At 67.4% G+C, this 25,314-nt stretch carries 21 protein-coding genes; 7 read left to right on the forward strand and 14 right to left on the reverse strand.

All coding sequences use genetic code 11. From position 1 onward, the window contains the following. Positions 1-108 precede the first annotated feature (108 nt). Positions 109-1,029, forward strand: a complete 921-nt coding sequence (locus tag B5X90_RS06015; protein WP_079550920.1) for a 2-hydroxyacid dehydrogenase — start codon at positions 109-111, stop codon at positions 1,027-1,029. A gap of 33 nt (positions 1,030-1,062) precedes the next feature. Here B5X90_RS06015 and B5X90_RS06020 read toward each other — a convergent pair whose 3' ends face one another. After that, entirely contained in the window at positions 1,063-1,686 is a 624-nt protein-coding gene (locus B5X90_RS06020) for a dihydrofolate reductase family protein (RefSeq protein WP_079550922.1), read from the reverse strand. Between the two features lie 88 nt (positions 1,687-1,774). After that, on the reverse strand, positions 1,775-2,137 hold the full coding sequence (locus B5X90_RS06025; RefSeq protein ID WP_079550925.1) for a VOC family protein: 363 nt from the start codon (positions 2,135-2,137) through the stop codon (positions 1,775-1,777). A gap of 179 nt (positions 2,138-2,316) precedes the next feature. Between B5X90_RS06025 and B5X90_RS06030 the strand changes: the two genes are divergently transcribed. The 3 genes from B5X90_RS06030 (at position 2,317) to B5X90_RS06040 (ending at position 7,712) form a co-directional block, all read left to right on the forward strand. Continuing rightward, a complete protein-coding gene (locus B5X90_RS06030) occupies positions 2,317-4,059 on the forward strand; it encodes an ABC transporter ATP-binding protein (protein WP_079550927.1) in 1,743 nt (580 codons plus the stop codon). Next, positions 4,056-6,107 (forward strand): ABC transporter ATP-binding protein, encoded by a 2,052-nt coding sequence (locus B5X90_RS06035; protein ID WP_079550929.1) that lies wholly within the window; start codon positions 4,056-4,058, stop codon positions 6,105-6,107. Before B5X90_RS06030 ends, B5X90_RS06035 begins: the two co-directional genes overlap by 4 nt. A 519-nt stretch (positions 6,108-6,626) precedes the next feature. Beyond that, positions 6,627-7,712 carry a hypothetical protein gene (locus B5X90_RS06040; protein WP_079550931.1) on the forward strand — a complete coding sequence of 362 codons (1,086 nt, stop codon included), beginning with the start codon at positions 6,627-6,629 and terminating at the stop codon, positions 7,710-7,712. A 290-nt stretch (positions 7,713-8,002) separates the two neighbouring features. Here the strand turns inward: B5X90_RS06040 and B5X90_RS06045 are convergent, their stop codons facing one another. Both B5X90_RS06045 and B5X90_RS06050 read right to left on the reverse strand, forming a co-directional pair. Further along, positions 8,003-8,704 carry an SCO1664 family protein gene (locus tag B5X90_RS06045; RefSeq protein WP_079551188.1) on the reverse strand — a complete coding sequence of 234 codons (702 nt, stop codon included), beginning with the start codon at positions 8,702-8,704 and terminating at the stop codon, positions 8,003-8,005. Positions 8,705-8,717: 13 nt separating this feature from the next. Further along, positions 8,718-9,383, reverse strand: a complete 666-nt coding sequence (locus B5X90_RS06050; RefSeq protein ID WP_079550933.1) for an MSMEG_4193 family putative phosphomutase — start codon at positions 9,381-9,383, stop codon at positions 8,718-8,720. A gap of 146 nt (positions 9,384-9,529) precedes the next feature. On the opposite strand from B5X90_RS06050, the gene B5X90_RS06055 reads away from it, so the two are divergent. From B5X90_RS06055 to B5X90_RS06065, 3 genes are read left to right on the forward strand one after another with little or no spacing between them, the layout of a single operon-like run. Next, the gene (locus B5X90_RS06055; protein WP_079550936.1) at positions 9,530-10,918 is read left to right on the forward strand and encodes a sigma 54-interacting transcriptional regulator; all 1,389 of its coding nucleotides are present in this window, start codon (positions 9,530-9,532) and stop codon (positions 10,916-10,918) included. A 44-nt stretch (positions 10,919-10,962) separates the two neighbouring features. Further along, positions 10,963-12,966 carry a vWA domain-containing protein gene (locus B5X90_RS06060; RefSeq protein ID WP_079550938.1) on the forward strand — a complete coding sequence of 668 codons (2,004 nt, stop codon included), beginning with the start codon at positions 10,963-10,965 and terminating at the stop codon, positions 12,964-12,966. Between the two features lie 32 nt (positions 12,967-12,998). Next, complete coding sequence (locus tag B5X90_RS06065) at positions 12,999-14,456, forward strand: MFS transporter (RefSeq protein ID WP_079550941.1); 1,458 nt, start codon at positions 12,999-13,001, stop codon at positions 14,454-14,456. A gap of 40 nt (positions 14,457-14,496) precedes the next feature. On the opposite strand, the gene B5X90_RS06070 is transcribed toward B5X90_RS06065, so the two are convergent. The 10 genes from B5X90_RS06070 to B5X90_RS06115 form a co-directional block, all read right to left on the reverse strand. Continuing rightward, entirely contained in the window at positions 14,497-15,081 is a 585-nt protein-coding gene (locus B5X90_RS06070; RefSeq protein ID WP_256860078.1) for a hypothetical protein, read from the reverse strand. A gap of 20 nt (positions 15,082-15,101) precedes the next feature. After that, positions 15,102-15,497, reverse strand: coding sequence for a PEP-utilizing enzyme (locus B5X90_RS06075; RefSeq protein ID WP_256860079.1), 396 nt, complete (start codon positions 15,495-15,497; stop codon positions 15,102-15,104). A 1-nt stretch (position 15,498) separates the two neighbouring features. Continuing rightward, positions 15,499-15,912 (reverse strand): hypothetical protein, encoded by a 414-nt coding sequence (locus tag B5X90_RS06080; RefSeq protein WP_079550946.1) that lies wholly within the window; start codon positions 15,910-15,912, stop codon positions 15,499-15,501. A 270-nt stretch (positions 15,913-16,182) separates the two neighbouring features. After that, a complete protein-coding gene (locus B5X90_RS06085; RefSeq protein ID WP_079550948.1) occupies positions 16,183-17,880 on the reverse strand; it encodes a phospholipase C in 1,698 nt (565 codons plus the stop codon). A gap of 80 nt (positions 17,881-17,960) precedes the next feature. Next, positions 17,961-18,968 carry a DUF6454 family protein gene (locus B5X90_RS06090; RefSeq protein ID WP_079550950.1) on the reverse strand — a complete coding sequence of 336 codons (1,008 nt, stop codon included), beginning with the start codon at positions 18,966-18,968 and terminating at the stop codon, positions 17,961-17,963. Positions 18,969-19,143: 175 nt separating this feature from the next. Further along, complete coding sequence (locus B5X90_RS06095) at positions 19,144-20,679, reverse strand: glycoside hydrolase family 32 protein (RefSeq protein ID WP_079550953.1); 1,536 nt, start codon at positions 20,677-20,679, stop codon at positions 19,144-19,146. A gap of 36 nt (positions 20,680-20,715) precedes the next feature. Next, complete coding sequence (locus tag B5X90_RS06100; RefSeq protein ID WP_079550955.1) at positions 20,716-21,603, reverse strand: carbohydrate ABC transporter permease; 888 nt, start codon at positions 21,601-21,603, stop codon at positions 20,716-20,718. A 1-nt stretch (position 21,604) separates the two neighbouring features. Further along, positions 21,605-22,564 (reverse strand): carbohydrate ABC transporter permease, encoded by a 960-nt coding sequence (locus B5X90_RS06105; protein ID WP_079550958.1) that lies wholly within the window; start codon positions 22,562-22,564, stop codon positions 21,605-21,607. Between the two features lie 81 nt (positions 22,565-22,645). After that, complete coding sequence (locus B5X90_RS06110) at positions 22,646-23,941, reverse strand: sugar ABC transporter substrate-binding protein (protein ID WP_179129067.1); 1,296 nt, start codon at positions 23,939-23,941, stop codon at positions 22,646-22,648. A 169-nt stretch (positions 23,942-24,110) separates the two neighbouring features. Continuing rightward, positions 24,111-25,133 (reverse strand): LacI family DNA-binding transcriptional regulator, encoded by a 1,023-nt coding sequence (locus B5X90_RS06115; protein ID WP_256860080.1) that lies wholly within the window; start codon positions 25,131-25,133, stop codon positions 24,111-24,113. Positions 25,134-25,314: the final 181 nt, after the last annotated feature.

Consider the following 25,314-nt stretch of genomic DNA (forward strand, 5'->3'; position numbering starts at 1 on the left):
GTGGTGCCTCCGACGTTAGGCCGGGCCGGGGGCGAAGTCCACGGAGCGCGCGGGGCACGGCCCAAGTGGGACAAAAATCCCGGATGCAGGTCCACTACGCTGGCATTCATGACCCGGAAAATTACTGTCAGCCTGCCGGACGCCGCGTTGCGTGAGTACCTTCGGCCGCACCCGGACGTCACCGTCCTGGAGTGGGACCTCGCCGGTGAGCCGCCCCTGCCGCGGATCGACATCGTGGTGCCGCCGTACATGGGCGGCCCGCAGGTCCTGCGCGGTCTGGAAAATGTAGACACTGCCCTGGTGCAGAGCCAGTCGATCGGCTACGACGGGGTGGCGGAGTTCCTGCCGGCCGGTCGGGTCTTCGCCAACGCGTCCGGCGTGCACGAGACCTCCACCGCGGAGCTGGCGCTCGCCCTGATCCTCGCCAGCCAGCGCGAGCTGCCCCGCCTGATCCAGAACCAGCAGGAGGGCCGGTGGGACGCCCGGCCCACGGCCAGCCTGGCCGACCGCCGCGTCCTGATTGTTGGCTACGGCGGGGTGGGCAAGGCGATCGAGGACCGGCTCCTGCCGTTCGAGACCATCGTGACCCGGGTGGCGAGCACCGAACGGACCGATGACCGCGGCCGGATCCACGGCATCACGGAGCTGCACACGCTCCTGCCGGAGCACGACATCGTGGTGGTGGGCGTCCCGCTCAGCGGCTCCACCCGGCACCTGATTGATGACGCTTTCCTCACGGCCATGCCGGACGGCGCCCTGGTGGTGAACGTGGCCCGCGGCCAGGTGGCGGACACCGAGGCCCTGGTCCGGCACACCGCCGCCGGCCGGATCCGCGCCGCGCTCGACGTCACCGATCCCGAACCCCTGCCGCAGGACCACCCGCTCTGGCGGACCCCGGGCGTCATCATCAGCCCGCACGTGGGCGGCGCGAGCTCGGCGATGCGCCCGCGGATGGGCCGGCTGCTGCAGCGGCAAATCGAGATCATGCTGGCCGGCGAGCCGCCGGCCAATGTGGTGCTGAACGGCTAATAAGGCGCGGGCAACGGCCTGTGGCGCGCCGCGTTAGACCTCCTGGGTCACAGCCGACATATCGCCGATGCCAGGGGTGCCGTCGGCGAGCGCGTAGCGCTGCAGCACCGCACCCTTCGGTGAGGCGACGACCGGCTCGATGAGCCTGAGGTTCGTCGGAACCACCCCGTCCGCGAAGACCTTCTTCCCGCCGCCGAGGAGGATCGGATACACCCAGAGCGTGAGTCGGTCGAAGAGCCGCTCGGCGAACAGGGTCTGCACGAAGTCGAGACTGCCGATCACGTGGATGTTCTCGTGCCGGTCGCGCAGTTCGCGCACGGCGGCGACGATGTCAGGACCGAGCAGCGTGGAGTCTGCCCATTCCAGGGCAGGCGTCCCGCGTGAGGCGACGTATTTCGGGATGCGGTTGAACAGCCGCGCGATCTCACCGTTGGCGTGCGGCCAGTACCCGGCGAAAATGTCGTAGGTCCGGCGCCCGAGCAGCAGCGCGTCCATCCCCGCCATCCCGGATGTGACCTGCCCGCCGACGACCTCGTCGATGAGGGGTGCCTGCCAGCCGCCAAACGCGAAGCCGTCGGCAGGGTCCTCGTCCGGGCCGCCGGGCGCCTGCGCGACGCCGTCGAGGGTGGTGAACAGGTCGATATGGATGAGTCCCATGCCGTGCTCCTTCTCCGTCGCCCGTCGTCGCCGCGGCGACGGGATCACTTCGAGGCTGGCACACCGTTCCCCCGCGAAGCAACAGGTTTTAAGGGCTCCCGGCGGTGTCCACCACGCAGAACCTGTTGCCCTCCGGATCGGCCAGGATCACGTAGTCGGCGTCCGCGGGCCGCTTGCTCCACTCCACCCGGGTGGCGCCCAGAGCCAGGAGCCGCTGGACTTCGGCGTCCTGGGCGTCCGTGTACAGGTCCAGGTGCAGGCGCGGCGGGATCTGGACGGCCGCGGGGACCCGGTCCAGGGAGACGCAGGTGCCCACGCCGCCCGGCGGCTGCAGGATCACGAAGTCGCCGTCGGGCTCGTACCGCGGCTCGTAGCCCAGGGCTGCCTGCCAGAAACTCATCTGGCGTTCGAGGTTGTCCACCCGGATGACGATTGAGCCAATGCGCAGCATCCGCCTCAAGCTACACCCGGGCCGTGGGCCCGGCAAGCAGTCCAGGCATATGAGCATCGCCGCAGGCCCGGCGCCGATTCGCCCTCAGAGGAACCCGGCCCACTCCCGGGTTCGGGACGTAAACTGACCCTCACATCGTTCTGTGTGAGACAGTCTGTGACGCGTGAAGTGGAGACCGGATGCTCTGGAAACTGCTCGTCGAATACCTGAGGCCGCAGCGGCGGCTGCTGTTCGCCGTCGTCGTCTTCCAGTTGGCGGCGTCCATCGCCTCGCTGTACCTGCCCACCCTGAACGCGGACATCATCGATCAGGGCGTGGCGACCGGGGACACGGACTACATCCTGCGCATGGGCGGGCTGATGCTGGCGGTCACGCTGCTGCAGGTCGTCTGTACCGTCGCGGCCGTGTACTTCGGCGCGAAGGCTGCGATGGCCCTGGGCCGGGACGTCCGCGGGGCCATCTTCAGCCGGGTGGCGGCGTTTTCCGAGCAGGAAGTGACCCGGTTCGGCCCTCCGAGTCTCATCACCCGCTCCACCAACGATGTCCAGCAGGTCCAGCAGCTGGTCCTGATGTCCGCCACGCTCATGGTCACGGCCCCCATGCTCTGCATCGGCGGGGTGATCATGGCCATCCGGCAGGACCTGCAGCTGTCCTGGCTGATCGCCGTCAGCGTCCCCGTGCTGCTGGCCGCGGTGGGCTCGATCATTTTCCGCATGGTGCCGCTGTTCCGGGTGATGCAGGCCCGAATCGACACCGTCAACCGGGTGCTGCGCGAACAGCTGACCGGCATCCGCGTGGTGCGGGCCTTCGTCCGGGAGGATGTGGAGACCGCCCGTTTTGCCCGCGCCAACGAGGACGTCACGGACACCGCGCTGCGCGCCGGCAGGCTCATGGCGCTCGCGTTCCCCACCGTGATGCTGGTGCTCAACGTCTCCAGCACGGCCGTGATCTGGTTCGGCGCGTTCCGGATCGAGGACGGCTCCATGCAGGTGGGGACCATGATCGCGTTCCTCAGCTACCTCATGCAGATCCTGATGTCCGTCATGATGGCCACGTTCATGGCGATCATGATCCCGCGCGCGGCCGTCTCCGGGGACCGGATCGGCGAGGTCCTCGGGACCGAATCCAGCGTCCGGCCGCCGCTGCGGCCGGTCTCGCTCGCGGCCGGGCGGACGGCGCGCGGCGAGCTGGAGATGCGCGACGTCGGGTTCGCCTACCCGGGCGCCGAGCAGCCGGTGCTGCAGGACGTGAACTTCACCGCCCGGGCGGGGCAGACGACGGCGATCATCGGCAGCACTGGTTCCGGCAAGACCACCCTGGTGAACCTGATGCCGCGGCTCTTCGACGCGACCTCCGGCTCGGTGCGGATTGACGGCGTGGACGTCCGCGAGCTCCACCCGGACCTGCTGTGGGGGCACATCGGCCTGGTCCCGCAGAAGCCCTACCTGTTCTCCGGGACGGTGCGCAGCAACCTGCTCTACGGCAAACCGGACGCCAGCGAGGACGAGCTCTGGCGGGCCCTGAGGATTGCGCAGGCGCAGGATTTTGTGGAGGAACTGGAAGGCGGGCTGGATGCACCGATCTCGCAGGGCGGCACCAACGTCTCCGGCGGCCAGCGGCAACGGCTCGCGATCGCCCGGGCGCTGGTGAAACAGCCTGAGCTCTACATCTTTGACGACTCCTTCTCCTCGCTGGACACCGCCACGGACGCCCGGCTACGGCAGGCGCTCAAGCAGCACACCGCCGGGGCCACCATGGTGATCATCGCCCAGCGGGTCTCCAGCATTGTGGACGCGGACCAGATCCTGGTGCTCGAACGCGGCAGGATCGTCGCGCACGGCACGCACGAGGAACTGCTGGAGGCGTCGGAGACGTACCAGGAGATTGTGAACTCCCAGCTCGCAGCGGAGGAGGCAGCATGAGCCGCACCGACAAGGCGCCGACGCCGGCCCCCGCCGCCGCTCCCGCCGCCGGGGCTCCCGGCGCCCCCGGGGCTACTGCGGCTCCTGCGGCGCAAACCCCGATGCGGATTCCCCGCCCGGCGGGCGGACCCGGCCGCGGCGGCCCGTTCGCCGGGATGAACATCCCGGCGGAGAAGGCCATGAACTTCGGGCCCTCCGCCCGGCGGCTGCTGGGGGAGCTGCGGCCCGAGCGGCTGTGGCTGACGCTGGTCCTGGTGCTCGCCGTCGTCGGGGTGACGTTCTCGGTGATCGGGCCCCGGCTGCTGGGCGAGGGCACCAACCTGATTTTCGCCGGCGTCGTGTCCAAGCAGCTGCCGCCCGGGGAGACCCAGGACCAGGTGATCGCCCAAATGCGCGCCGCCGGGCAGACCCAGCAGGCGGACATGCTCAGCGCCATGACACTGACCCCCGGCGCCGGGATCGACTTCACCGCGCTGGCCACCGTGCTGCTGTGGGCGCTGGTGCTGTACGTGCTGGCGTCGGTGTTCGGCTGGATGCAGGCGTACATCCTCAACGGCGTCGTGCAGCGCACGGTCTTCCGGCTGCGTGAGCGGATCGAGGCGAAGATCAATAAGCTGCCGCTGCGCTACTTCGACTCCGTGCAGCGCGGCGAGCTGCTCAGCCGGGTGACCAACGACGTCGACAACATCTCCCAGAGCCTGCAGCAGTCCATCAGCCAGGCCGTGACCTCGGTGCTGACCGTGGCCGGGGTGCTGGTGATGATGGTCCTGCTCTCGCCCACGCTGGCGCTGATTGCGCTGGTGACCATTCCGCTGACGCTCGTGACGACGGCGGTGATCGCCAAGCGCTCGCAGAAGCTGTTCGTGGCGCAGTGGAGACATACCGGGGAACTGAACGGGCAGATCGAGGAGACCTACACCGGGCACGCCCTGGTGAAGGTGTTCGGCCGGCAGCGCGAGGTGGAGGAGCGGTTTCGGCAGAAGAACGCGGAGCTGTACCAGGCGAGCTTCGGCGCGCAGTTCATTTCCGGGCTGATCATGCCGGCCATGACGTTCATTGGGAACCTGGTCTACGTGGGGATCGCCGTGGTGGGCGGCCTGCAGGTGGCCTCCGGGGCGATGCAGCTGGGAGACGTGCAGGCGTTCATCCAGTACTCCCGGCAGTTCACCCAGCCGCTGGCCCAGCTGGGGTCCATGGCGAACCTGCTGCAGTCCGGCGTGGCGTCCGCCGAGCGGGTGTTCGAGCTGCTGGACACGGACGAGCAGTCGCCGGATCCGTCGCCGGCTGAGGCTCCCTCTGGGGGCCGGGGGCGGCTGGTGTTCGAGGACGTCTCCTTCTCCTACTCGCCGGACAAGCCGCTGATCTCTTCCCTGAGCCTGGTGGCGGAGCCGGGGCAGACAGTGGCCATTGTGGGCCCGACCGGGGCGGGCAAGACCACCCTGGTGAATTTGATGATGCGCTTCTACGAGCTCGACGCCGGGCGGATCACGCTCGACGGCGTGGATGTCACCGCGATGACCCGCGACGAGCTGCGCTCGCGGATGGGCATGGTGCTGCAGGACACCTGGCTGTTCGGCGGGACCATCCGGGACAACATCGGCTACGGCCGGCCCGGCGCCTCGGAGGACGAAATCCTGGAGGCCGCCCGGGCAACGTACGTGGACCGGTTCGTCCGGTCCCTGCCGGAGGGCTACGACACCGTGCTCGACGACGAGGGCTCCAACGTGTCCGCCGGCGAGAAACAGCTGCTGACCATCGCCCGGGCGTTCCTGGCCCGCCCGTCCGTGCTGATCCTGGACGAGGCGACTTCTTCCGTGGATACCCGGACCGAGGTGCTGGTGCAGAAGGCGATGAGCGCGCTGCGGTCGGACCGGACGTCGTTTGTTATTGCGCACCGGCTCTCCACTATCCGCGACGCCGACCTCATTTTGGTGATGGAGGCCGGGCAGATCGTGGAGCAGGGGACGCATGCTTCGTTGCTGGAGGCCGGCGGGGCGTACGCGGCGCTGTACGCCGCGCAGTTCGCGGCGCCGGTGGCGGAGGTTTAAGGGGCGTCTCGAAAGCCGAGGGTTGCAGAGCAGTTGGTGAGTTTCGGGCGGCCCGCAGTTCGTGGCTCAAACTATCTGGTCACCGGTTTCTCGAGTTGGACCGGTTTTCGTTGTCGCAACTCGTACCCCTGATGGTCACTTCGGAGCTCCTGCTGTGGCGGGTCCGTTCGACGGTGGACGGAATGCCGCCGCGCTGGGGTACCGGAAGTCTTACGAGTCACACACAGTCCGTTCTTGCCGGAACACTCACACCAGACTCTTTTGTGGGACGCCGATTGGACGGAGAAGAAGGCATTGATGAAAGTTTCTTCATGACCGTTTCATCTCTGCCTCATTGTTGGAGTTCATGCTGGGCGCACGGAACGGCTGCGCCGGAAGAGCCTGCGTTTAGGAAGAGAGGCATGGATGGACGGAGCATGGCTGTCTACTGTTCGGGGGCGGCACGGGACGCCTGGAAAGCGTCACTCCACTGCGTCGTTCGACCGGCTGGCACCTCCGCCAGCCGATGGAATTGATTCCATGGGCTGGTCCTCTCCAGTGCCGGCGTTTGCCGACGATGAGACCGGCGCATCCTGGCTGGTTCAGCGGGCTTGGCCAGAGAAGACACCGGGAGAATTTGTACTGGAAGTCCTGACGTCGGGACGGCCCGGCGTCCGGGGAGCTCATCTGCGTCACGGGCAGTTCGAACTTATCCCGTTGGACGATCCGGGACTGCCCGCCTTGCGGGCGGAAGCGCAGCAGGGGGAATTGATTTCGTATTGGCCGTACCACCAGGCGGTCGTCCGGGCGGAGGACCGCTACATAAAAATCTTCGGGCCCGGCGGCGCCGTCGTACCGGCCGAGCGCTGCGCACAAATGGACGTCCTACTGGACGCCGGCAACTTCACGACACCCAGAATCCTTCGTCAGAGTCCCCGGGAGGACGTCATCGTTTTCAGCGCCATCGCGGGACCGACACTGAACGAGCTGGGCCGGGCGGAGGCGCCCGAAGGCGATGAAGCGTTCGCCAGGGCGTGGGAGAAATGGTCGCGCGCCTGGGCCGCGGAACTGAACGGCTCCTATGGTCCAGCAGCACAACGCGTTCTTGACAGCCTTCCCATCCGCTCACCAGAGTGGGAAGCCACGAAGGTGTGTCGACGGGTGGACGACTGGTTGGGGCACAATGAAAACGTCCCGGAGTTGTCGTCTCAGCGCGATGTCTTGCGCGCCGCTGCAGAGCAAGTGGCTATGAACCTGCTTGGGACGGCACCGGATCCGGTGGTTTGGGCCCACGGAGACCTATACGACAAGCAAATCATCGTTCCTGACAGCGACATCCCGCCCGGATTGCTGGACTTCGACAGCACGGCTCGACACGAGGCCGCCCGGGATCTGGCCGGCCTGGATGTCCGGTTGGAACTTCATCTACGAAATAACCGCTTGACGCCCGCCCGATATCTGACGGCTCACACACAGGTGCTGGCCGTCGCCGAGGAACTGCATGTTAGTCCGGTCCGATTCGATGCGTACTCGGACGCCATCTGGCTCCGGCTGGCACTTTCTCCATTGCCTGGCCGCTTCTCTCTGGCCATCGGCGTCCTCGCGGAACGGGCTGAAAGTAGCTGAGACAGTGAGCCCCCCACCAGACGGCGCCATCACACGCAGCGACACCGAGCTGTGGCAGCAGGCGGCAGTTGCTACGAATTGGGGACGTTCTGCATGTGCGCCCAAGCCCCACAGACCCAAAAGTGACGACCACGTCGGGTCGCGCGCTATGCCTGCTCAGTTAATTTTGATGAACGCCGCCTCCGCCCTGCTCAATCCCGGCCGGAGCCATGGTCGAACGGGCTCCTGACGGGCGTGAACTTTGACCCAAGAGTTCGGTCCTCAGCCAATTCCTGAACTGGGCGGGACCCTCAAACCAGCGGCCACGGGTAGCGCATGCCCGTCCGGTCCACCGGCAGCGATCCAGCGACGAGCATCCGCTGGACGCGGCGCCGCAGGGCGGCGACCTCGCCGTCGTCCAGAAGCTCGGCCACCTCGGGATGTACGGCCTCTGCGAGCGGGGCGATGTCCTCGAGCAGGGCCTCGGGGATGGGGTCGCCGGCAAAGTCCCAGATCACAGTGCGGAGCTTGAAGGCCGCGGAGAAGCAGAGCCCGTGGTCGATGCCCCAGATCCGCCCGTCGTCGCCGCGCAGCACGTGGCCGCTCTTGCGGTCGGTGTTGTTGGCGACGTAGTCGAACAGGGCGATCCGCGCCAGCTCCCGGTGGGTCTCGGGGGCGTCCTCGAACAGGGTGAAGTAGTGCTCCTGGAAGTCGCACTCGATGAACCACTGCAGCGAGCCGACGCCCAAGGGGGCTTCCTCGCGGATCACCGTGGGCGGAACGAACCCCCAGCCCAGCGATTCGCTGAGCAGGTAGGCGGCGCGTTCGCGCTTGTAGAGTCCGGGCTCGAAGTCGGACAGCGGCCGTTCGCCGGCCTCCGGCTTGTAGACGGCGTATCCCTCATCCTCGCCGCAGGTGACCTGGACCAGGAACGTCTGGTTGCTGCTGCGTGGGATGAGTCCGAGCAGCTCAATGCTGCCCTCGGTCAGCAGCGTCAGCTCCCGGCCGGACACCAGCTGCCCCAACTCACGATGACCTCAGCCCGCTGAGCGGCTCGGCGGTCGAATTCACCATCAGCACGGCGGGGTCCTGGCCCTCCACGAATGAAATGGCGGACACCGAGCCAGGACTGATGACGATCCGCTGGAAGAGGTCCAGCGGCGTGCCTAGGGCGTGGGCGACGGCGGCCTTGATCGGATCCGCGTGGGAGAAGCACACAGCCACGCCGCCAGCGTGGGCATCCCGCAGCGCCTCCATCGCTCCGACGATCCGCGCCTGCATCTCCGGAAAGCTCTCGCCGGCCGGGAAGCGGAACGCGGAGGGGCTGTGCTGCACGCTCTGCCACTCCGGCAGGGCCGCCAGGTCGGCGATCGCGGATCCGGTCCACTCGCCGAAATCACACTCCAGCAGACCGTCGTCGTGCTTCACCCCCAGTCCGGTGCGGGCCGCCGTCGGCTCCGCCGTCTCGCAGGCACGCTCCAGCGGGGAGGAATACAGGGCATCCACGGACAATCCGGAGAGGCGCTCCGCGACCCGGTCGGCCTGGGCCCGGCCTCGGTCGGACAGATGCAGTCCCGGCGCTCTGCCGGGGAGTACCATGCCCGTCGTCGGCGTCTCCCCGTGGCGCACCAAAAGCAGGAGCGTGCCCTGCTGAGGGGGCTCCGCTGAGAGTCCAGGCGTTGCTGCAGTCATCAAGGTCCAGCGTAACGCTCACCGCCTGCCCCGTCCCTCGCAAGCTCGGACCGGGGACCCCGGGCGACTCGCTGCCCCGTCCCACCGCGCAGGGAATCTGAACAAATCCCTCGATTCCCCGGACGGTAGAGGTCTACGGTGGAGGAGTGAGTGATCGCCCCGATATCTTCACTGTTGGTGAACTGCGTGCCTCCGGCCACGTTCACAAAGACCTGCGCCGCGAAATCCGCGACAACCTGCTCGCGGCCCTTGCCGCCGGCCGCGACCCCTGGCCCGGGATGTACGGGTTCAGCCGGACCGTCCTGCCCCAGCTCGAGCGGGCCCTGCTCGCCGGCCACGACGTCGTCCTGCTCGGCGAACGGGGTCAGGGCAAGACGCGGCTCCTCCGCACCCTGGCCGGGCTGCTGGACGAATGGTCGCCCGTGATCGAGGAATCGGAACTGAACGAACACCCGTACGAACCGATTACGGAGCACTCCCGCGCCCTGGCACTCACCGAGGGGGACCGGCTTCGGGTGGCGTGGCGGCACCGCTCGGAACGGTACGTCGAGAAGCTCGCGACGCCGGACACCTCCGTCGCCGACCTGATCGGCGACGTTGACCCGATGCGGGTGGCCGAGGGCCGCCGCCTGGGCGACCCGGAAACCATCCACTACGGCCTGGTCCCGCGCTCCAACCGCGGAATCATCGCCATCAACGAGCTGCCCGACCTCGCCGAGCGGATCCAGGTTTCAATGCTAAACGTGATGGAGGAGCGCGACATACAGATCCGCGGCTACGTGCTGCGGCTGCCGCTGGACGTCCTGGTGGTCGCGTCCGCCAACCCGGAGGACTACACGAACCGCGGCCGGATCATCACGCCCCTGCGGGACCGCTTCGGCGCCGAGATCCGCACCCACTACCCGATCGAGCTCGACGACGAGGTCGCCGTCATCCGGCAGGAGGGGCAGCTGGTGGCCGGCGTCCCGCCCGTCATCCTCGAGATCCTGGCCCGCTACACCCGGGCGCTGCGGCAGTCGCCGGCGGTCAACCAGACCTCCGGTGTGTCCGCGCGGTTCGCCATCGCCGGCGCCGAAACCGTGGCCGCGGCGGCCCTGCGCCGGGCCAGCGTGCGCGGAGAGGACGAGGCCGTCGCCCGGATCATCGACCTGGACGCCGCCGTGGACGTCCTCGCCGGGAAGATCGAGTTCGAATCCGGTGAGGAAGGCCGGGAACAGGACGTCCTGGACCACCTCCTGCGCATGGCCACCGCGGAAGCCGTGCGGGCGCACTTCCACGGCCTGGACATGGGTCCGCTCGTGGCTGCGCTCGACGGCCACGCCACGGTGACTACCGGGGAGCTGGTCACCGCGCGGGAGTTCCTCCACAACCTCCCGTCCCTCAATGGATCCAGCCTCTACGACGACATCAGTGAGCGCTTGGGTGCGACAAGCGACGGGCAGCGCGCCGCCGCCGTCGAACTTGCACTGGAAGGGCTCTACCTCGCCCGGCGGATCTCCAAGGATTCCGATGACGAGGAAACGATCTACGGCTAGGCAGCTTTTCGGCCACGCAGTTCTGCAACAGCACAGGAGGCCAAATGACCGCTCATAACCGGTCCAGGTACGGCCGGTACAGGGGAGGGCCGGATCCGCTCGCCCCGCCGGTGGACCTGGCGGAGGCGCTGGACGCCGTCGCCGAGGACGTCATGGCCGGATACTCGCCCCGGCACGCCCTCCGGGAGTTCCTGCGCCGCGGCGCCCCGAACCGGGAAGGGCTCGATGACCTCGCCGGCCGCGTCCAGCAGCGGCGCAGTGAACTGCTGGGCCGGCACAACCTGGACGGCACCCTCAACGAAGTCCAGAAGCTGCTCGAGACTGCGGTGCTGGAGGAACGCAAGCAGCTCGCCCGCGACGCCATGATGGACAACACCGACCGTGCCTTCCGGGAGATGCAGCTGCAGAACCTGCCGCATTCCACGGCGGCGGCGGTCAACGAGCTCGCCTCCTATGACTGGCAGTCGAGCACCGCCCGGGAGGCCTACGAACGGATCAAGGACCTGCTGGGCCGCGAAATCCTGGACCAGCGGTTCGCCGGCATGAAGGAGGCCCTCGAGGACGCCACCGAGGAGGACCGGGCCGCCGTCAGTGAGATGCTGCAGGACCTCAACGAGCTCCTCGGCAAACACCGCCGCGGCGAGGACACCGACGCGGACTTCCAGGAATTCATGGCCAAACACGGCCAGTTCTTCCCGGAGAACCCGCAATCGGTCGAGGAGCTGGTGGACGCGCTCGCCCAGCGCGCGGCCGCCGCCCAGCGGTTGCTGCAGTCCATGTCCGCCGAGCAGCGCGAGGAGCTGATGCGGCTCTCCGCCCAGGCGTTCGGCTCGCCCGAGCTTATGGCACAGCTGGGCCAACTCGATGCCAACCTGCAGGCTTTGCGCCCCGGCGAGGACTGGGCCGGGTCCGAACGCTTCGAGGGCGAGGACGGACTCGGACTCGGCGACGGCACCGGCGTGCTCCAGGACATCGCCGAACTGGACGAGCTGGCTGAACAGCTCTCCCAGGCCTACAGCGGGTCACGCCTTGACGACCTGGACCTGGACGCCCTCGCCCGCCAGCTGGGACAGAATGCCGCCGTGTCGGCCCGCACCCTCGCGGAAATCGAGCGGGCCATGCAGGACGGCGGCTTCCTCCAGCGCGGCGCCGACGGCGATCTCCGACTGTCCCCGCAGGCCATGCGGCGGCTCGGCAGGTCGCTGCTGCGGGACACCGCCAAGCAACTCTCCGGCCGGCAGGGCCGCCGGGACACGCGCGTTGCCGGGGCCGCCGGGGATCAGACCGGCTCCAGCCGCCAATGGGAGTTCGGCGACGCCGAACCGTGGGACGTCACCCGCACCATCACCAACGCGATCCGCCGCACCATCGCCGACGGCGGTGACCCGGGCCGCGGGCTGCGCCTCGCCGTGGGCGACATCGAAGTCACCGAGACGGAGGCGCGCACGCAGGCCGCCGTCGTCCTGCTCGCGGACGTGTCCTTCTCGATGGCCGCCGAGGGACGCTGGGTGCCCATGAAACGCACTGCCCTCGCACTGCACCACCTCGTCTCAACCCGGTTCCGCGGCGACCGGCTGCAGCTGATCACGTTCGGCCGCTACGCGCAGACCATGGACATTGGCGAGCTCACGGCCCTGCCTGCCCGGCGGGAGCAGGGAACCAACCTGCACCACGGCCTGCTGCTGGCCGGCCGGTTCTTCCGCCAGCACCCGTCGATGCAGCCCGTCCTCCTGGTGGTGACCGACGGCGAACCCACCGCACACCTGCTGGCCGACGGCGAGTCGTGGTTCGAGTATCCGCCGGACCCGGAGACCATCCGCGTGACGGTCGCCGAACTGGACCGCCTTGCCCGGGCCGGCACGCAGGCCACGTTCTTCCGGCTCGGCGACGACCCTTCCCTGGAACGGTTCGTCCAGCGGATGGCCCGCCGCATCGACGGCAGGGTGGTGGCGCCCGAGACCGGGGACCTGGGCGCGGCCGTGGTGGGGGAGTACCTCCGCGCCCACTTCCGCGGACGCCCCTACGACGACGCCGACTGGGCCCAATAGACGCTGCTCAATAGACCACCGCACCGGGAGTGATGCACGTGCCCACCATGCCTGCCGAGGGAGTCGGGTTCCGTTCCAAACGCGGACCCGTCCTCATCGCCCTGATGCTCTCCACAGGCCTGGTGGCGATCGACGCGACCGTGGTTGCGACAGCCGTGCCTGCGATCGTGCACGACATTGGCGGGTTCACGTCGTTCCCCTGGCTGTTCTCCGCCTATCTGCTGGCGCAGGCCGTGTCCGTCCCCGTCTACGCGAAGCTCTCCGACACCATCGGCCGCAAGCCGATCATGCTGATCGGAATCGGGCTGTTCCTGCTCGGCTCGATCCTGTGCGGCGTCGCCTGGAGCATGCCGGTCCTCATCGCCTTCCGCGTGGTGCAGGGCCTGGGCGCGGGCGCAGTCCAGCCGATGGCCATCACCATCGCCGGCGATATCTACACCCTGTCCGAGCGGGCAAAAGTGCAGGGCTACCTGGCGAGCGTGTGGGCTGTCTCCTCGGTGGTGGGCCCGACGCTCGGGGGAGTGTTTGCCTCACTCGGGATCTGGCGCGGCATCTTCCTCGTGAACATCCCGCTGTGTCTGGTGGCCGGCTGGATGCTGGTCCGGTCCTTCCACGAGAACATTGAACACGTAAATCACCGGGTCGACTATCTGGGATCCGGGCTGCTCACGGTCTCGCTTACCCTGCTCATTCTCGGGGCCCTCGAGGGCGGCCAGGCCTGGGCCTGGGACTCCGCCATCAGCGACGCGGTGTTCGCCGGCGGCGCCCTCTTGTTCGTCGCGTTTATCTTCGTCGAACGGAGGGCGGCGGAGCCGGTCCTGCCGCCGTGGGTGGTGTCCCGGCGGCTGCTGGCGACGACGGCGATGGTTGCCTTCGGTGTCGGAGCAGTCATGCTGGGCATCACGTCGTACGTTCCGACGTTCCTCGTCGGAGCCCTCTCGACTTCCCCGATCGTGGCCGGGCTCGCCCTGGCGGCCCTGACCATCGGCTGGCCGATCAGTGCGTCGCAATCGGGGCGCCTGTATCTGCGTATTGGGTTCCGGAACACGGCCCTGATCGGCATCACTGTCACCGTAATCGGCACGGCGGTCCTGGCCGTCACCGCCTCCGTCCCCAACGTTGCGCTGGTCGCCGTCAGCTGCTTCATCGTGGGGCTCGGACTGGGGCTGGTCGCGACCCCGACCCTGATCGCCGCCCAGACGAGCGTCGAATGGAACGAGCGTGGCGTGGTCACTGGCACCAACCTTTTCGCCCGGTCGATCGGCAGTTCCATCGGCGTCGCCGTTTTCGGTGCGATAGCGAACGCTGTCTACGCCGGCACCCCGCACGGCGACACCGATCCCCACACCATCGTGGCGGCCTCATCCGCCGTGTTCCTGGCCGTCATGATCGCCGCCGTCCTCACCGTTGCAGCCGTGATCGGCATGCCCGCGACGAAACCCGTCAAACAGGTCCAGGCCGCCGCGCGAGGGTCATCCAGCAGCGGATGACCGCTGTTCCGCTGTCATTTTCGGGGCCCTGCTGGGGCGTTCATCGCCGGAGGCCGAGGGTGGCGATGAGATCTTCGTGCAGCTCGAACCAGATGCGGTGGAAGGAGTCGCGGTCTGTGGCGGTGAGCCACGCCGGCTCTGTGGCTGCGTTTGCCACCGCCTGCTCGAGGCGTCCCGAGTATCCGCTGAACCGCGGCAACACGGCGGTCAGGCGGACTTCCAGATCGCTCAGCGACGCCGACGCCCGGGTGAAGGTTTGACGTGTTGGTTCGTCGATCCCAACGTTGGGCTGACTCCCGTCGGCGAGCCAGCGGAGTTGAAGTTTGCTGCAGGCGGCCACGACTCCTGCGTTCAGGGGTGCAAACTTCGCGTGCACGGCGGTGACCGCTGCCAGGCCACCCGCGCACTCCAACTCCTCCGCCAGGAGCCGTTCGTTTTCAGTCCGGCCAGCCACGGTCAGGGACCAGCCCCGGGTTCCGCCGAATGCGGAGCGCGACGCCCACCCGTTCGCGCCGGCGTCAATAAGGAGCCGTTCGGCGTCGTGCGGATCCTGGCCGAACCGGGCGGCAACCGACTCTGTGTCAGCGAAGCCGAGCAGCCGCACGGCGTGGAGGGTGAGCAGCATGGATGGCTGCTGCGGGGCCATCATGGACCTGCCACCGGACTTGCCGGTTTCGCGTGGACGGTGCCGTGGGTTCCGTCGACCACGAGTGTCGTTCCGTCCGTGACGCGGGTCAGGGCGCCGGCTACCCCCAGAACGGCGGGGATGCCCTGTTCGCGGGCCACGATGGCGGCGTGCGAGAGCATCCCGCCCGTTTCCGTGATGACGGCGGCGGCGATCCCGAACAGTGGCGTCCAGGCGGGGTCAGTGGTGCGGCAGACCAGGACGTCGCCGGGGGTTACCGCGGAGAATTCGTCGACGCTGTGAACGGTCCGGGCGGTCCCGCGGGCGGTGCCCGGGCTGGCGCCGATGCCGGTGAGAACCGCGCCGGCGGGATCCCTGCCTTCCGTACCGGCGCTGGGCTCAGGAATGAGTTCCACGTCAGCCCACCGCACCCGTCTCGGGCCTGCCGGACAGCCGATCCAGTCGCTGCTGCGCGGCCTGCGCCGAGCGGAGGCCCAGGCTCTGGGCAATCTGGGGCCAGGTCAGCCCCTCGGCCCGCGCCAGAAACAGGAGGGCTGTTTCCAGGCCATCCATCTCTGCCCGCGCGGCAGACACAAGGGTGAGGGCGGCCCGCACGTCCAGACCATCCACCGGCTCTCCGCGGTCTGTCCCGTTGGCCCGCCATAGGACGTGCTGGATGAGGTCACCCGCTGAAGGGGGCTGCCGCTCACCCAGCCAGGGCCGGGGCGGGAGTTCAGAGGCGCCCCGGTCCAGCAACTTCCGCGTGGCCTGGCTTTGGCGCTGAGCCTCCGCAGCGTCGCCGCCCGGACCGGTCCCGTCGGTCTCGTTCATTCCAGACCCTCTTTCCCGTTGGTTCGGCGCCTCTTCGACACCACCAGCTTCTAGCATCAACATCCTGTTGTCAACAAACTGTTGATACTTCGGGGTGGCTTCGGGGTGGCTCGAGGGAGAGCGCGGGCCTGTAGCCGGGATCCCCCGAACAGCGGCACCAGCGCAGACGGCGCCAGTGCAGGCGGCGCGGACAGGAACGCCACCCGGCACTTGGCCGGGTGGCGTTCCAACGGGACTGTTCGGTCCACGACCGGGTTGTTGCAGGTGTGTTTACTTTCCCCGGTTGTTGTTGCCGTGTTCGGTGGCGGCGACGGCGCCGGTCTGTTCGTTGAGCAGTACCCTGTCGTTGCGCTGTTGGTGGAAGTTGAACATGGCGTTCACCGATCCGGCGGTGGCGTCGGCGGAGGCGTCGCCGATCCGGCCGGTGCTCCAGTTGTCCTCGATGAAGCGCAGGATCGAGGCCTGGTCGGTCTGGGTGTGGTCCACAAAGTTCTTCTTCGCGTAGGGGGAAATGACCACCAGCGGCTGGCGCGGGCCGGGGCCGCAGCGGTCAGCGTAGCCGCCGGCCATCGGGACGCCGCTGGCTGCGGCGTGCTGGCACCAGGCGTCGTCGTCGGCGGTGTTGGAGGAGTTCTTTGCCTTGGCGGCGACGTGGTCGTACCAGCCGTCCGAGTCGTCGTAGGCAAGCACCACGGCAGTGTTGTCCCAGTTCCGGGATTTCTGGATCTGGTTCACGGTGCTGGTGATGAAGTTCTGTTCGTCGATCGGGTCGGAGTAGGCGGCGTGGCCGTCCTGGAACATTCCCGCCTTCAGAAAGGACACCGCGGGCATGTTGTCGGTGTTGACCACCTTGTTGAACGCGGTGAGGTCGTACTGGTGGTTCGCCGGCCCGTTGTGGCCGATTTCCGCGTCGGACGCCGGTGCCAGGTGGTGCGGGTTAGCGGTGGAGGCGTAGTACTGGAACGGCTGGTGGTGCGGGGAGTAGTCGACCACGCTGGCGCCGGCGGCGTTCGTGTGGCTGGACAGGCACGACGCCGGGGTGGTCGCGGTCGCGGCGGTGGTCGGCGTGAAGCCGCCCTGGAACCAGCCCCAGGATGTGCCCTTGGCGTTGAGCAGGTCGCCGATGTTCCTGCCGCTCATACCGGCCAGGTTTCCGGTTTTGGCGTGGCTGCTGTTCGAGCAGTCGTCGTGGACCGGGTCGGGGTCGTTGATGACGGTGCCGACGCCGTTCGCATCCGGCCGGCTGACAGCACTGCTGCCGGCCGCCGTGGTGGCCACGGGTTGTCCCGCGGCGGTGTACTCGGTGGCCCCGTGGGTCTGGCCGGAGACCAGATTCAGCGCCCCGGGTGTGGAGGGTCCGAAGACGGTGCTGAAGTGGTTGTCGCTCATGGAGTAGTTCTGGGCGTAGTTCCAGATGCCGGTGACGGTGTTGCCGTCGTAGTAGTCCATGGTCAGGCCGGGGTGGCCGTACTGGTTGGTGCCGCAGGCGTCGCGGCTGGTGAACTGGACGAACTTGTCCATCGCCCCGCCGTTGTAGGCCTTCTGCTCAGCGGTGTATCCGTGGTCCTGGTCGCAGGTGACGGCCTGCATCGGTGAGAGCCGGGCAGGCTGCGCCGAATTGGGGTTGTTCGGTGCCAGGAGACCGGCGGTGGCCAGAGTGTTGATGTCCTTGGGGGTGTTTTTCGCGGCGGTGAAGGCGGCCGTCGCGGTGCCGGTGCCCTGCCGGGTTTCCCCCGGGGCGTTGGCAGCGTTCGGGTAGGTGGCGAAGTAGTGGTCGAAGGAGACGTTCTCCTGGAAGATCACCACCACGTGCTTGATTGGCGTCGCGGTACCGGTGTGGTTTTCGCCGGCGGAGGCCGGAGCTGCGCCGATACCGAACATGCCGGCCGTCAGGGCCGAGGCGGCCAGGGCTGCCGCGCCCGTGGCGGCAACCCGCTTCCGGGTGAATCGTTGTGCTGGATGAGGCATGGGGGAGCCAATCGTTGGTGTTCGGGGATGCCTGCGGCTGAGGGCAGGCATTCGTGTGCTGCTTGGGTGACCTGCCGGGGCTACTTGGCCGGCGTGACCGTGGCCTCGTAGGTGAGGATTTCGGTGCCGTTGCCTTCCTCACCGTTGTCGGGGGCCACCTTCATGGTGAGGTGGCCGCCGTCGGCCGTCATTTTGAATGGGTTGCGCGTGGCCACATGGCCTGCGGTGGACCACTGCTGGAACGGGACATCGCGGATGACGCTGCGGGATTTGAGGTCGATCATCGCCATGCCGCCGAGTTCGTAGGTGCCGCCGGTGCCGCCGGCGGCCGGGGTCTGCGGGAGGTTGGTGATCCCGCCGCAGAGCATCCGGGAGGTGGGCACGTACTGGCAGTCCTGGTAGTCGATGAAGTAGTTCGGGTTCTGCCAGGTCGAGAGCTGCTTGCCCTGCAGGTTCCATTCGGCGAAGCGCCGCGAGCCCCAGGTGTTGCCGACCAGGTGGCCGGTCTGCTTGTCCATCACGATGCCGCCGAAGTGGTCCTTCACCTCGAACTGCTTGTGCACGTCCAGGGTGGTCGCGTTGACCCGGTAGATGATGGCGCTGCTGTCCGGCCGGTACTGGGCCACCGGGATCCAGACGTTGGTGCCGTCGAAGTCGATGCCGCCGGGGTGGTACATGTCGCCCTCTCCCAGGACGATGTCCTTTTGCAGGGCGCCGGCCTTGTCCATGACGAACAGGTGGCCGACGCCCTTGCCGGGGGTGCGGTCGAAGCCGTTTTGCGGGGTCGGGAACTTCACGGTCGGTTCGATGATCTGAACGGCCGAGAGGAAGATGTGGTCCTGGCTGTAGGCGATTCCCTCCGTGTGGTAGGTCGGGAAGTTCAGCTTCAGCTTGGACGTCTGCTGCCAGTTCGTGTTCCGGTCAACGCCGTTGAAGGCGTCGGCCAGGGCTGTGTTCCTGTCACCGTGGCTGCCGGCACCGGTGGGGTGGTCTGCGGCCTGGGCGGCCGCGGTGATGCTGATCGCGGACGCGGCCAGGACGATTGCTGCGGCGGCCGTGAGGATGCCTCGGGTGTGAGTCGTGCTCATTCGGGAGCCTCTCAATGGTTGGATCTCAACAAGAGATCGCCACGTTACTTCCCGGTAATTAATCCCCGATACGGGCAGGTGAACGGCAGATGGCCGGCAGCGGTCCGGCGGACCGGCTTCGTTTCAACGCGGATCTGATCGCCCCACCGCTGCCGGCTTGGACCCCTTCAGCCGCTCAGCGGAGGACGGCCAGGGCCGCCAGAGTGCCGCCGTCGCCTTCGGCCAGCAGCCCGACGGCGGTACTGGAGTTCGCGGGAAAGACCAGATCGGTGATGGTGGCCAGGCCGTCCTGCGCGAAGACCTCGACCGAGCAGCGGTCCAGGAAGACCCGGAGCCTTAGCCGGCCGTCCTCCAGGGACACGGCAACGCGCTCCACCGACGGGAACGACTCGTGGAAGCCCACGTTGCCGGATTCGGTCCGGTCCAGGCTGAGCTCGGCCGTGCGGCAGTCGTAGGCCAGGACGGTGCGTGCACCGGCTCCGGCGGGGTCGGCGGCTTCCCCGCCCGTTTCGGTGCCGGCCCGGAGCACCAGACCTACCCTGCCGGCGGCGCCGGGCTCGAACTCCGCATCGATTCGCAGCACATCACCGCAGGCCTCGGCCGGAAGCCAGGTCACCCCGTCCGCCAACGGCTGCCGGGCCAGGGCGAACACCTCGGTACCGTGGGTGTGGAACGGGTCCACCGCCTCCTGCACCAGCACCGGGCGCCCGCCGCGGCACACCAGCCTGACCTCGCGGACCAGGGACATCGCGCTGCGCCAGCCGTCCGAGGGCGTTGCGGCGGCGTACTGCCAGTTGTTCATCCAGCCGATCATGAGCCGCCGCCCGTCGGGGGCGTTGCTGAAGGACACGGCCGCGTAGTAGTCCCGGCCCCAGTCGAGCCACCCGTAGTCGGCTATCCGGCTGTCGTCGGCCTGCATGCCGTCGGTGACGGTGGTTTCGGACCGGAACGTCACGCCGTCGAAGGTTCCGATGAAGTACTGGCCGCCCGAGCCGCCGGCGATGCCGCCGGGGCTCAGGTTGACCACCATGACCCACCGGGAGTTGGAGGCATCGCCGTCCACCGGCAGTTCGAAGAGGTCCGGGCATTCCCACACCCCTGCCGTGGCGTTCGCCGGGCCGAAGGTGCTCAGGTACTCCCAGGTCAACAGGTCCGCCGACTTGTAGAGGACCACCTCGTGGCGGGCCGCCTCGACGGCGACCATCACCCAGTAGCTGCCGGCGGCGCCGTCGTGCCAAAAGACCTTGGGGTCGCGGAAGTCCGCGGAGGCGCGGTCCAGGACCGGGTTCCCGGCGTACTTGGTCCAGGTGGCGCCGTCGTCCGTGCTGTAGGCAAGGGACTGTGCCTGCCGTCCGGCGAGCGGCGAGGCGGGCGAGTACGCGCTGGTGTAGATGGCCACGAGCGGGGCCACGCCTCCGATGCCGAAGCCGCTGGTGTTGTGGACATCGACCACCGCGGAGCCGGAAAAGATGGCCTCCTGCTCATCGCAGGCGATGGCCACAGGTTGTTCGTCCCAGTGCTGCAGGTCCGTGGAGGTGGCGTGGCCCCAGGACATGTTGCCCCACTCCTGGCCGTGCGGGTTGTGCTGGTAGAAGAGGTGGTAGGTGCCGTTGGAGTAGACCAGACCGTTGGGGTCGTTGAGCCAGTTGCGCTCCGCCGAGTAGTGCCACTTTGGCCGGTACTGGCAGTCGAGTTCTGTGAGTGTTTTCATGAGGGTTCTTGGCAGGCTTTCGCGTGAGGAGGCTGGTCAGCCCTTGACGCCGCTGGAGGCGATGCTGTTGATGAAGGATCGCTGGAACGCGATGAACAGGACCACCACGGGAATGGTGATGAGGGACGCGTAAGCCATCACCTCGCCCCAGGAGACGTTGAGCTGGAAGAAGTACTGGATGCCGATCATCACCGGGCGGAGTTCCTCGGACTGGACCACCATGAGCGGCCAGAGGTAGGAGTTCCAGGCGGGCAGGAAGGTCAGGATGGCCACGGTGGCGGTGGCCGGTCCCGCGAGCGGCATGACCACCTTGCGGTAGATGGTGAACCAGCCTGCGCCGTCGATCCGGGCGGCCTCGTCCAGTTCCTTCGGGATGGATTCGAAGTACTGGTGGAACAGGTAGATGGAGAACGCGTTGGCGATGAACGGGATGATCTGGACCTGGTAGGTGTCCAGCCAGCCCTTCGAGATCTCGAGGCTGAACCCGTTGAGCTCAAAGTACGGCAGCTGGTTGACCCACCACACCAGCGGCAGCGCCAGCGTCTGGAAGGGCACGATGAGGGTGGCGAGGATCGCGGTGAACACCACGCGCTTGCCGCGGACCTCCATGCGGGACAGGGCAAACGCGCAGAGGCTGTTGATGAAGATGCCGAGCACCACGGTTACCGCGGAAATGCCGATGGAGTTGACCAGGAAGCGGGCGGCGGGGACCCGGTCGAACACGGCCGCGTAGTTGTCCAGTGAAATGTTGCCGACCGGCAGGAACGCCGCCACCGAGGACATGTCGCCGAAGATCTGCTGGTCCGGCTTGAGCGAGGACACCATCATGAACACGATGGGGAAGGCGGCGACGGCGGCGAACAGGAGGCGGACCGCCGTGGTCGCGGCACTGCCGAGACCCTTGGAAATGAGTGTCTGTTTCACGTCAGTCCTTCTCTCGGGTCAGGTAGCGCTGCACTGCGGAGATCAGCAGCACGAGCACGAAGAACACGAGCGAGATGGCCGAGGCGTAGGAGGTCTCCTGCTGCTTGAAGCCGGAGCGCACCGCCTCGTAGATGATGGTGGTGGTGGAATCGAGGGGCCCGCCCTGGGTCATGACGCTGACCTGGTCGAAGAGCCCGAGCGCCTGGATGGTGATGGTCACCAGGACCAGGGTGCGGGTGTGGGTGAGGCCGGGCCAGGTCACGTAGCGGAACTGGTGCCAGCGGCTGGCGCCGTCGAGTTGGGCGGCCTCGTAGAGTTCCCCGGAGATGCTTTGCAGGCCTGCGAGCCAGATGATCATGTGGAAGCCTGCGGCCTGCCAGATCGACAGGGCGATGATGGCCGGCATGGCGGTGGCGGGATCGTTGAGCCAGTCCGGGCCGCTGATGAGGCCGAAACTGGCCACCGACAGCAGCTCATTGATGAGGCCGTCCTTGCGGTACATGAACAGCCACAGCAGGGACACCACCACCATGGACGTCACCACGGGAAGGAAGTAGATGGTGCGGAAGAAGTTCACGCCGCGGAACTTCTTGTTGATCAGGAGGGCCATCGCCAGGGCGAGTCCGGACTGGACGGGCACCACCACGACGGCGAAGTAGCTGACGTTCAGCAGCGAGCGCCAGAACACCGGATCCGCGAAGAGCCGCGCGAAGTTGTCCGTGCCGACAAACTCCACGGGCCGCGGGGAAACAAGCCGGGCGTTCGTAAATGCCAGGCCGAAGCCCAGGATCGCCGGGAGGAAGACGAAGGCGAGCAGCAGGACCGCGGCCGGGGCGATCATGCCCCACCCGCTGATCTGTTCGCGCAGGTGGCGCGGCCGGCGGCGCGGTTTGCTGGGCGGTGCGGCCGGGGCCGGCTCCGCAAGAGGGCGGCCGGGGGAGGGGAGTTGGGTGGTTGTCATGGTTTTCTCCGTCGACAGTCGGGCCCCGAGGTACGACGACGGCGGCGGTTGCGCACCGCCGTCGTACCGTTGGGCAGCCGGCTAGTTCTTGTAGCCGCCGTTGGACTTGATGTTGGCGTCGATGGCCTTGACCGACTTGTCCAGCGCCGTCTTGGGGTCGGCGCCGGCGAGGATGTCCTGAACCGCCTTGCCGTATTCGGTGGCGATGAAGGGATAGGCCGGGGTTTCGGGGCGCATCACCGCGTAGTTGCGGGAAAGTTCCATGAAGATCCGGTTTGTGCCGCCCTTGGCATATTCGGGGAGGAGCGCGGCGGCCTCGTCGGTGGCCGGGATGGTGCCCGTTGCCTTCGCCACCGCGGCCAGGTTTTCCGGCTTCAGCGAGTAGGAGAGGTAGTCCATGGCTGCCGCGGAGTTGTTGCAGCCGCTGGTCACGCCCCACTGCCAGGAGGCCCCGCCGATCTTGGGTCCGGTCCCGAGGTCCACGGACGGCATGACCACCAGGTCCTTACCTACCGCTGCGCGTGCCTTGTCCGCGGCCCAGGAGCCGGTGTAGAGAAGGCCGCTCTTGTTGTTGAGGAAGTCCTGGGTGGAGTCCTTGCCGCTCTTCTTGGCCATGAAGCCCTGGTCGGCGAGGCCGCGGAACCATTGCGCCCACTCGATGGCCTTGTCGCCATTGAGGACGCCGTCTGCCGACTGGAACCCGTCGCGGTTGATCAGGTCCCCACCGAAGGACTGCAGGAACGGGGAGTAGGCGTAGGGCAGCCACTCTCCGGTTCCGGCGGTACCCATGTCCAGCGGGTATTCCCACTTGCCCAGGGCCTTGAGCTTGGTCAGCGCGTCCTGGAACTCGTCCTTGGTCCACGGCTTCTCGACCGTGGCGACGCGGACACCGGCTGCCTTGAGGTCGGACGCGCGTGCAAGCATCGCCAGTGCGACGTCATAGGTGCCCACGGCGTAGGTCTCGCCCTCCCATTTGGCCACCGTGCTCGGAAGGTTCTTGGACACGTCCGCGTCGAGTTTCAGGGGTGCCAGGTACTTTGCCCAGGCCCAGTTGGGAACATTGGGGCCATCGATGTCAACAATGCAGGGAAGCTTCCCGGAGGCCGCGGCCGAGACCACGGAGTCGTTGTAGGAGTCCTGCGGGAATGCCTGGACCTTGATCTTGGCCTTGGCGCCTGCGCTCTTGTTGTAGGAATCGACGATGTTTTCAACCGCCTTGAGTTCTTCGGCGTTGCCCGCATTGTGGGTCCACATGGTGATCTCGTTGGAGCCGGCGGACGGGGCGGAGGCGCTGCCCTTGCCGCAGGCGCCCAGGGATCCGACGAGTGCGGCCGCAGCTACACTGGTGGCGAGGATCCGGGTGAATCGCTTGTTCATGTTGGTCAATCTTTCTGCTGAATTTGGGCGTGGGAGATTGCCCCGGGTCCTTCGGGACGCGGCCGGTGCAACGGCTGCGTCCCTTTTTATTGCGGTCCCCGGGCAGTGGAGCAGTGGAACAGTGGAGGGGTGGAACGCTGTGGTGATGCCGGCTGGTGCCGGCAGTCGGCTAACGTGGCGGCGGGCCGAGCGACCCCCGCTCAATCAGGGGGCAGTCCAGCTGCGTCTGGACTGCGGGTGCGCCGGGATTTTCGATGTCGTCCAGGATCCGGTGGACCGCCCAACTGCCCATTTCGTAGTGGGGGAGGGCGACGGTGGTGAGTCCCGGCCACAGGGCGTCTGCGATGATTTCGAGATTGTCGATCCCGACAATGGACACGTCCTCCGGGATGCGCAGCCCCAATGCCGTGGCCGCCTGGTAGGCGCCCATGGCAACCCTGTCACTGAAGCAGAACAGGGCTGTGGGCCGGTCAGGCTGGCCCAGCAAGCCCAGCGCGGCCTCGCGGCCTCCGGTGGTTTCGGGCTGGCCGATCACGAGGTGGCGGGGGTCGTGCTGCAGGCCGTGCCGCCGGAGAGCGTTGAGGAAACCTTCCCTGCGGCCGTGCGTGGCGGGGATGTCGTCGATGTTGTTGATCATCCCGATCCGGGTGTGGCCCGCCTGGATGATTGCTTCAACGGCCGTCTCGGCGGCGCCCACCTCGTCGGGGATAACCGAGGAAATGGACTTGTCGTCAGTGACGGAATCCAGCAGCACGGTGGGAAGGCCCTCCAGTTCCGCGGGGACCTGCACGCTTTGGTGGTACATCCTGGCGTAAACCACCCCGTCCACCTGGTGCTGGCGCAGCATGTTGATTTCACGGTTTTCCAGCTCGCTGTCCAGGCCGGAGTTGACCACCATCACCACGTAGCCGCGGTCGTAGGCGGCGTCCTGCGCCCCGCGGATCATGGCCCCTGCAAAGGGGGTGGTAGTGATTTCGTCACTGACCAGCCCAAGGATCTGGGAGCGCTGGTTGCGCAGTCCGCTGGCCATCTTGTTCGGGGCATACCCAAGATCCCTGGCCACGTCCCGGACGAGTTGCTGCGTCTCTGCCTTCACCCGGAAGCTCGTGGCGTCGTTCATGGCATGCGACACCGTGGTGACGGAGACCCCGGCGGCCTTGGCCACGTCGCGTATTCCCACTCTTGTCGTCATTGACTTCCCTTTGCAAAACGTTTTGTATCTGGTGTGAGACACGTTACACAAAACGTTTTGCATTTGTCAACGGAGCGCCCTGCTTTACCTTGATCACGGCCCCTGGCGAGGTACTTCCCACACGACACGGGCTCTGTCAGCCGGAAGGGGCCCAGGTTTCGTAGACTCGATGGGTTCGACA

This window comes from Arthrobacter sp. 49Tsu3.1M3, from assembly GCF_900168135.1.
GTDB lineage: Bacteria > Actinomycetota > Actinomycetes > Actinomycetales > Micrococcaceae > Arthrobacter.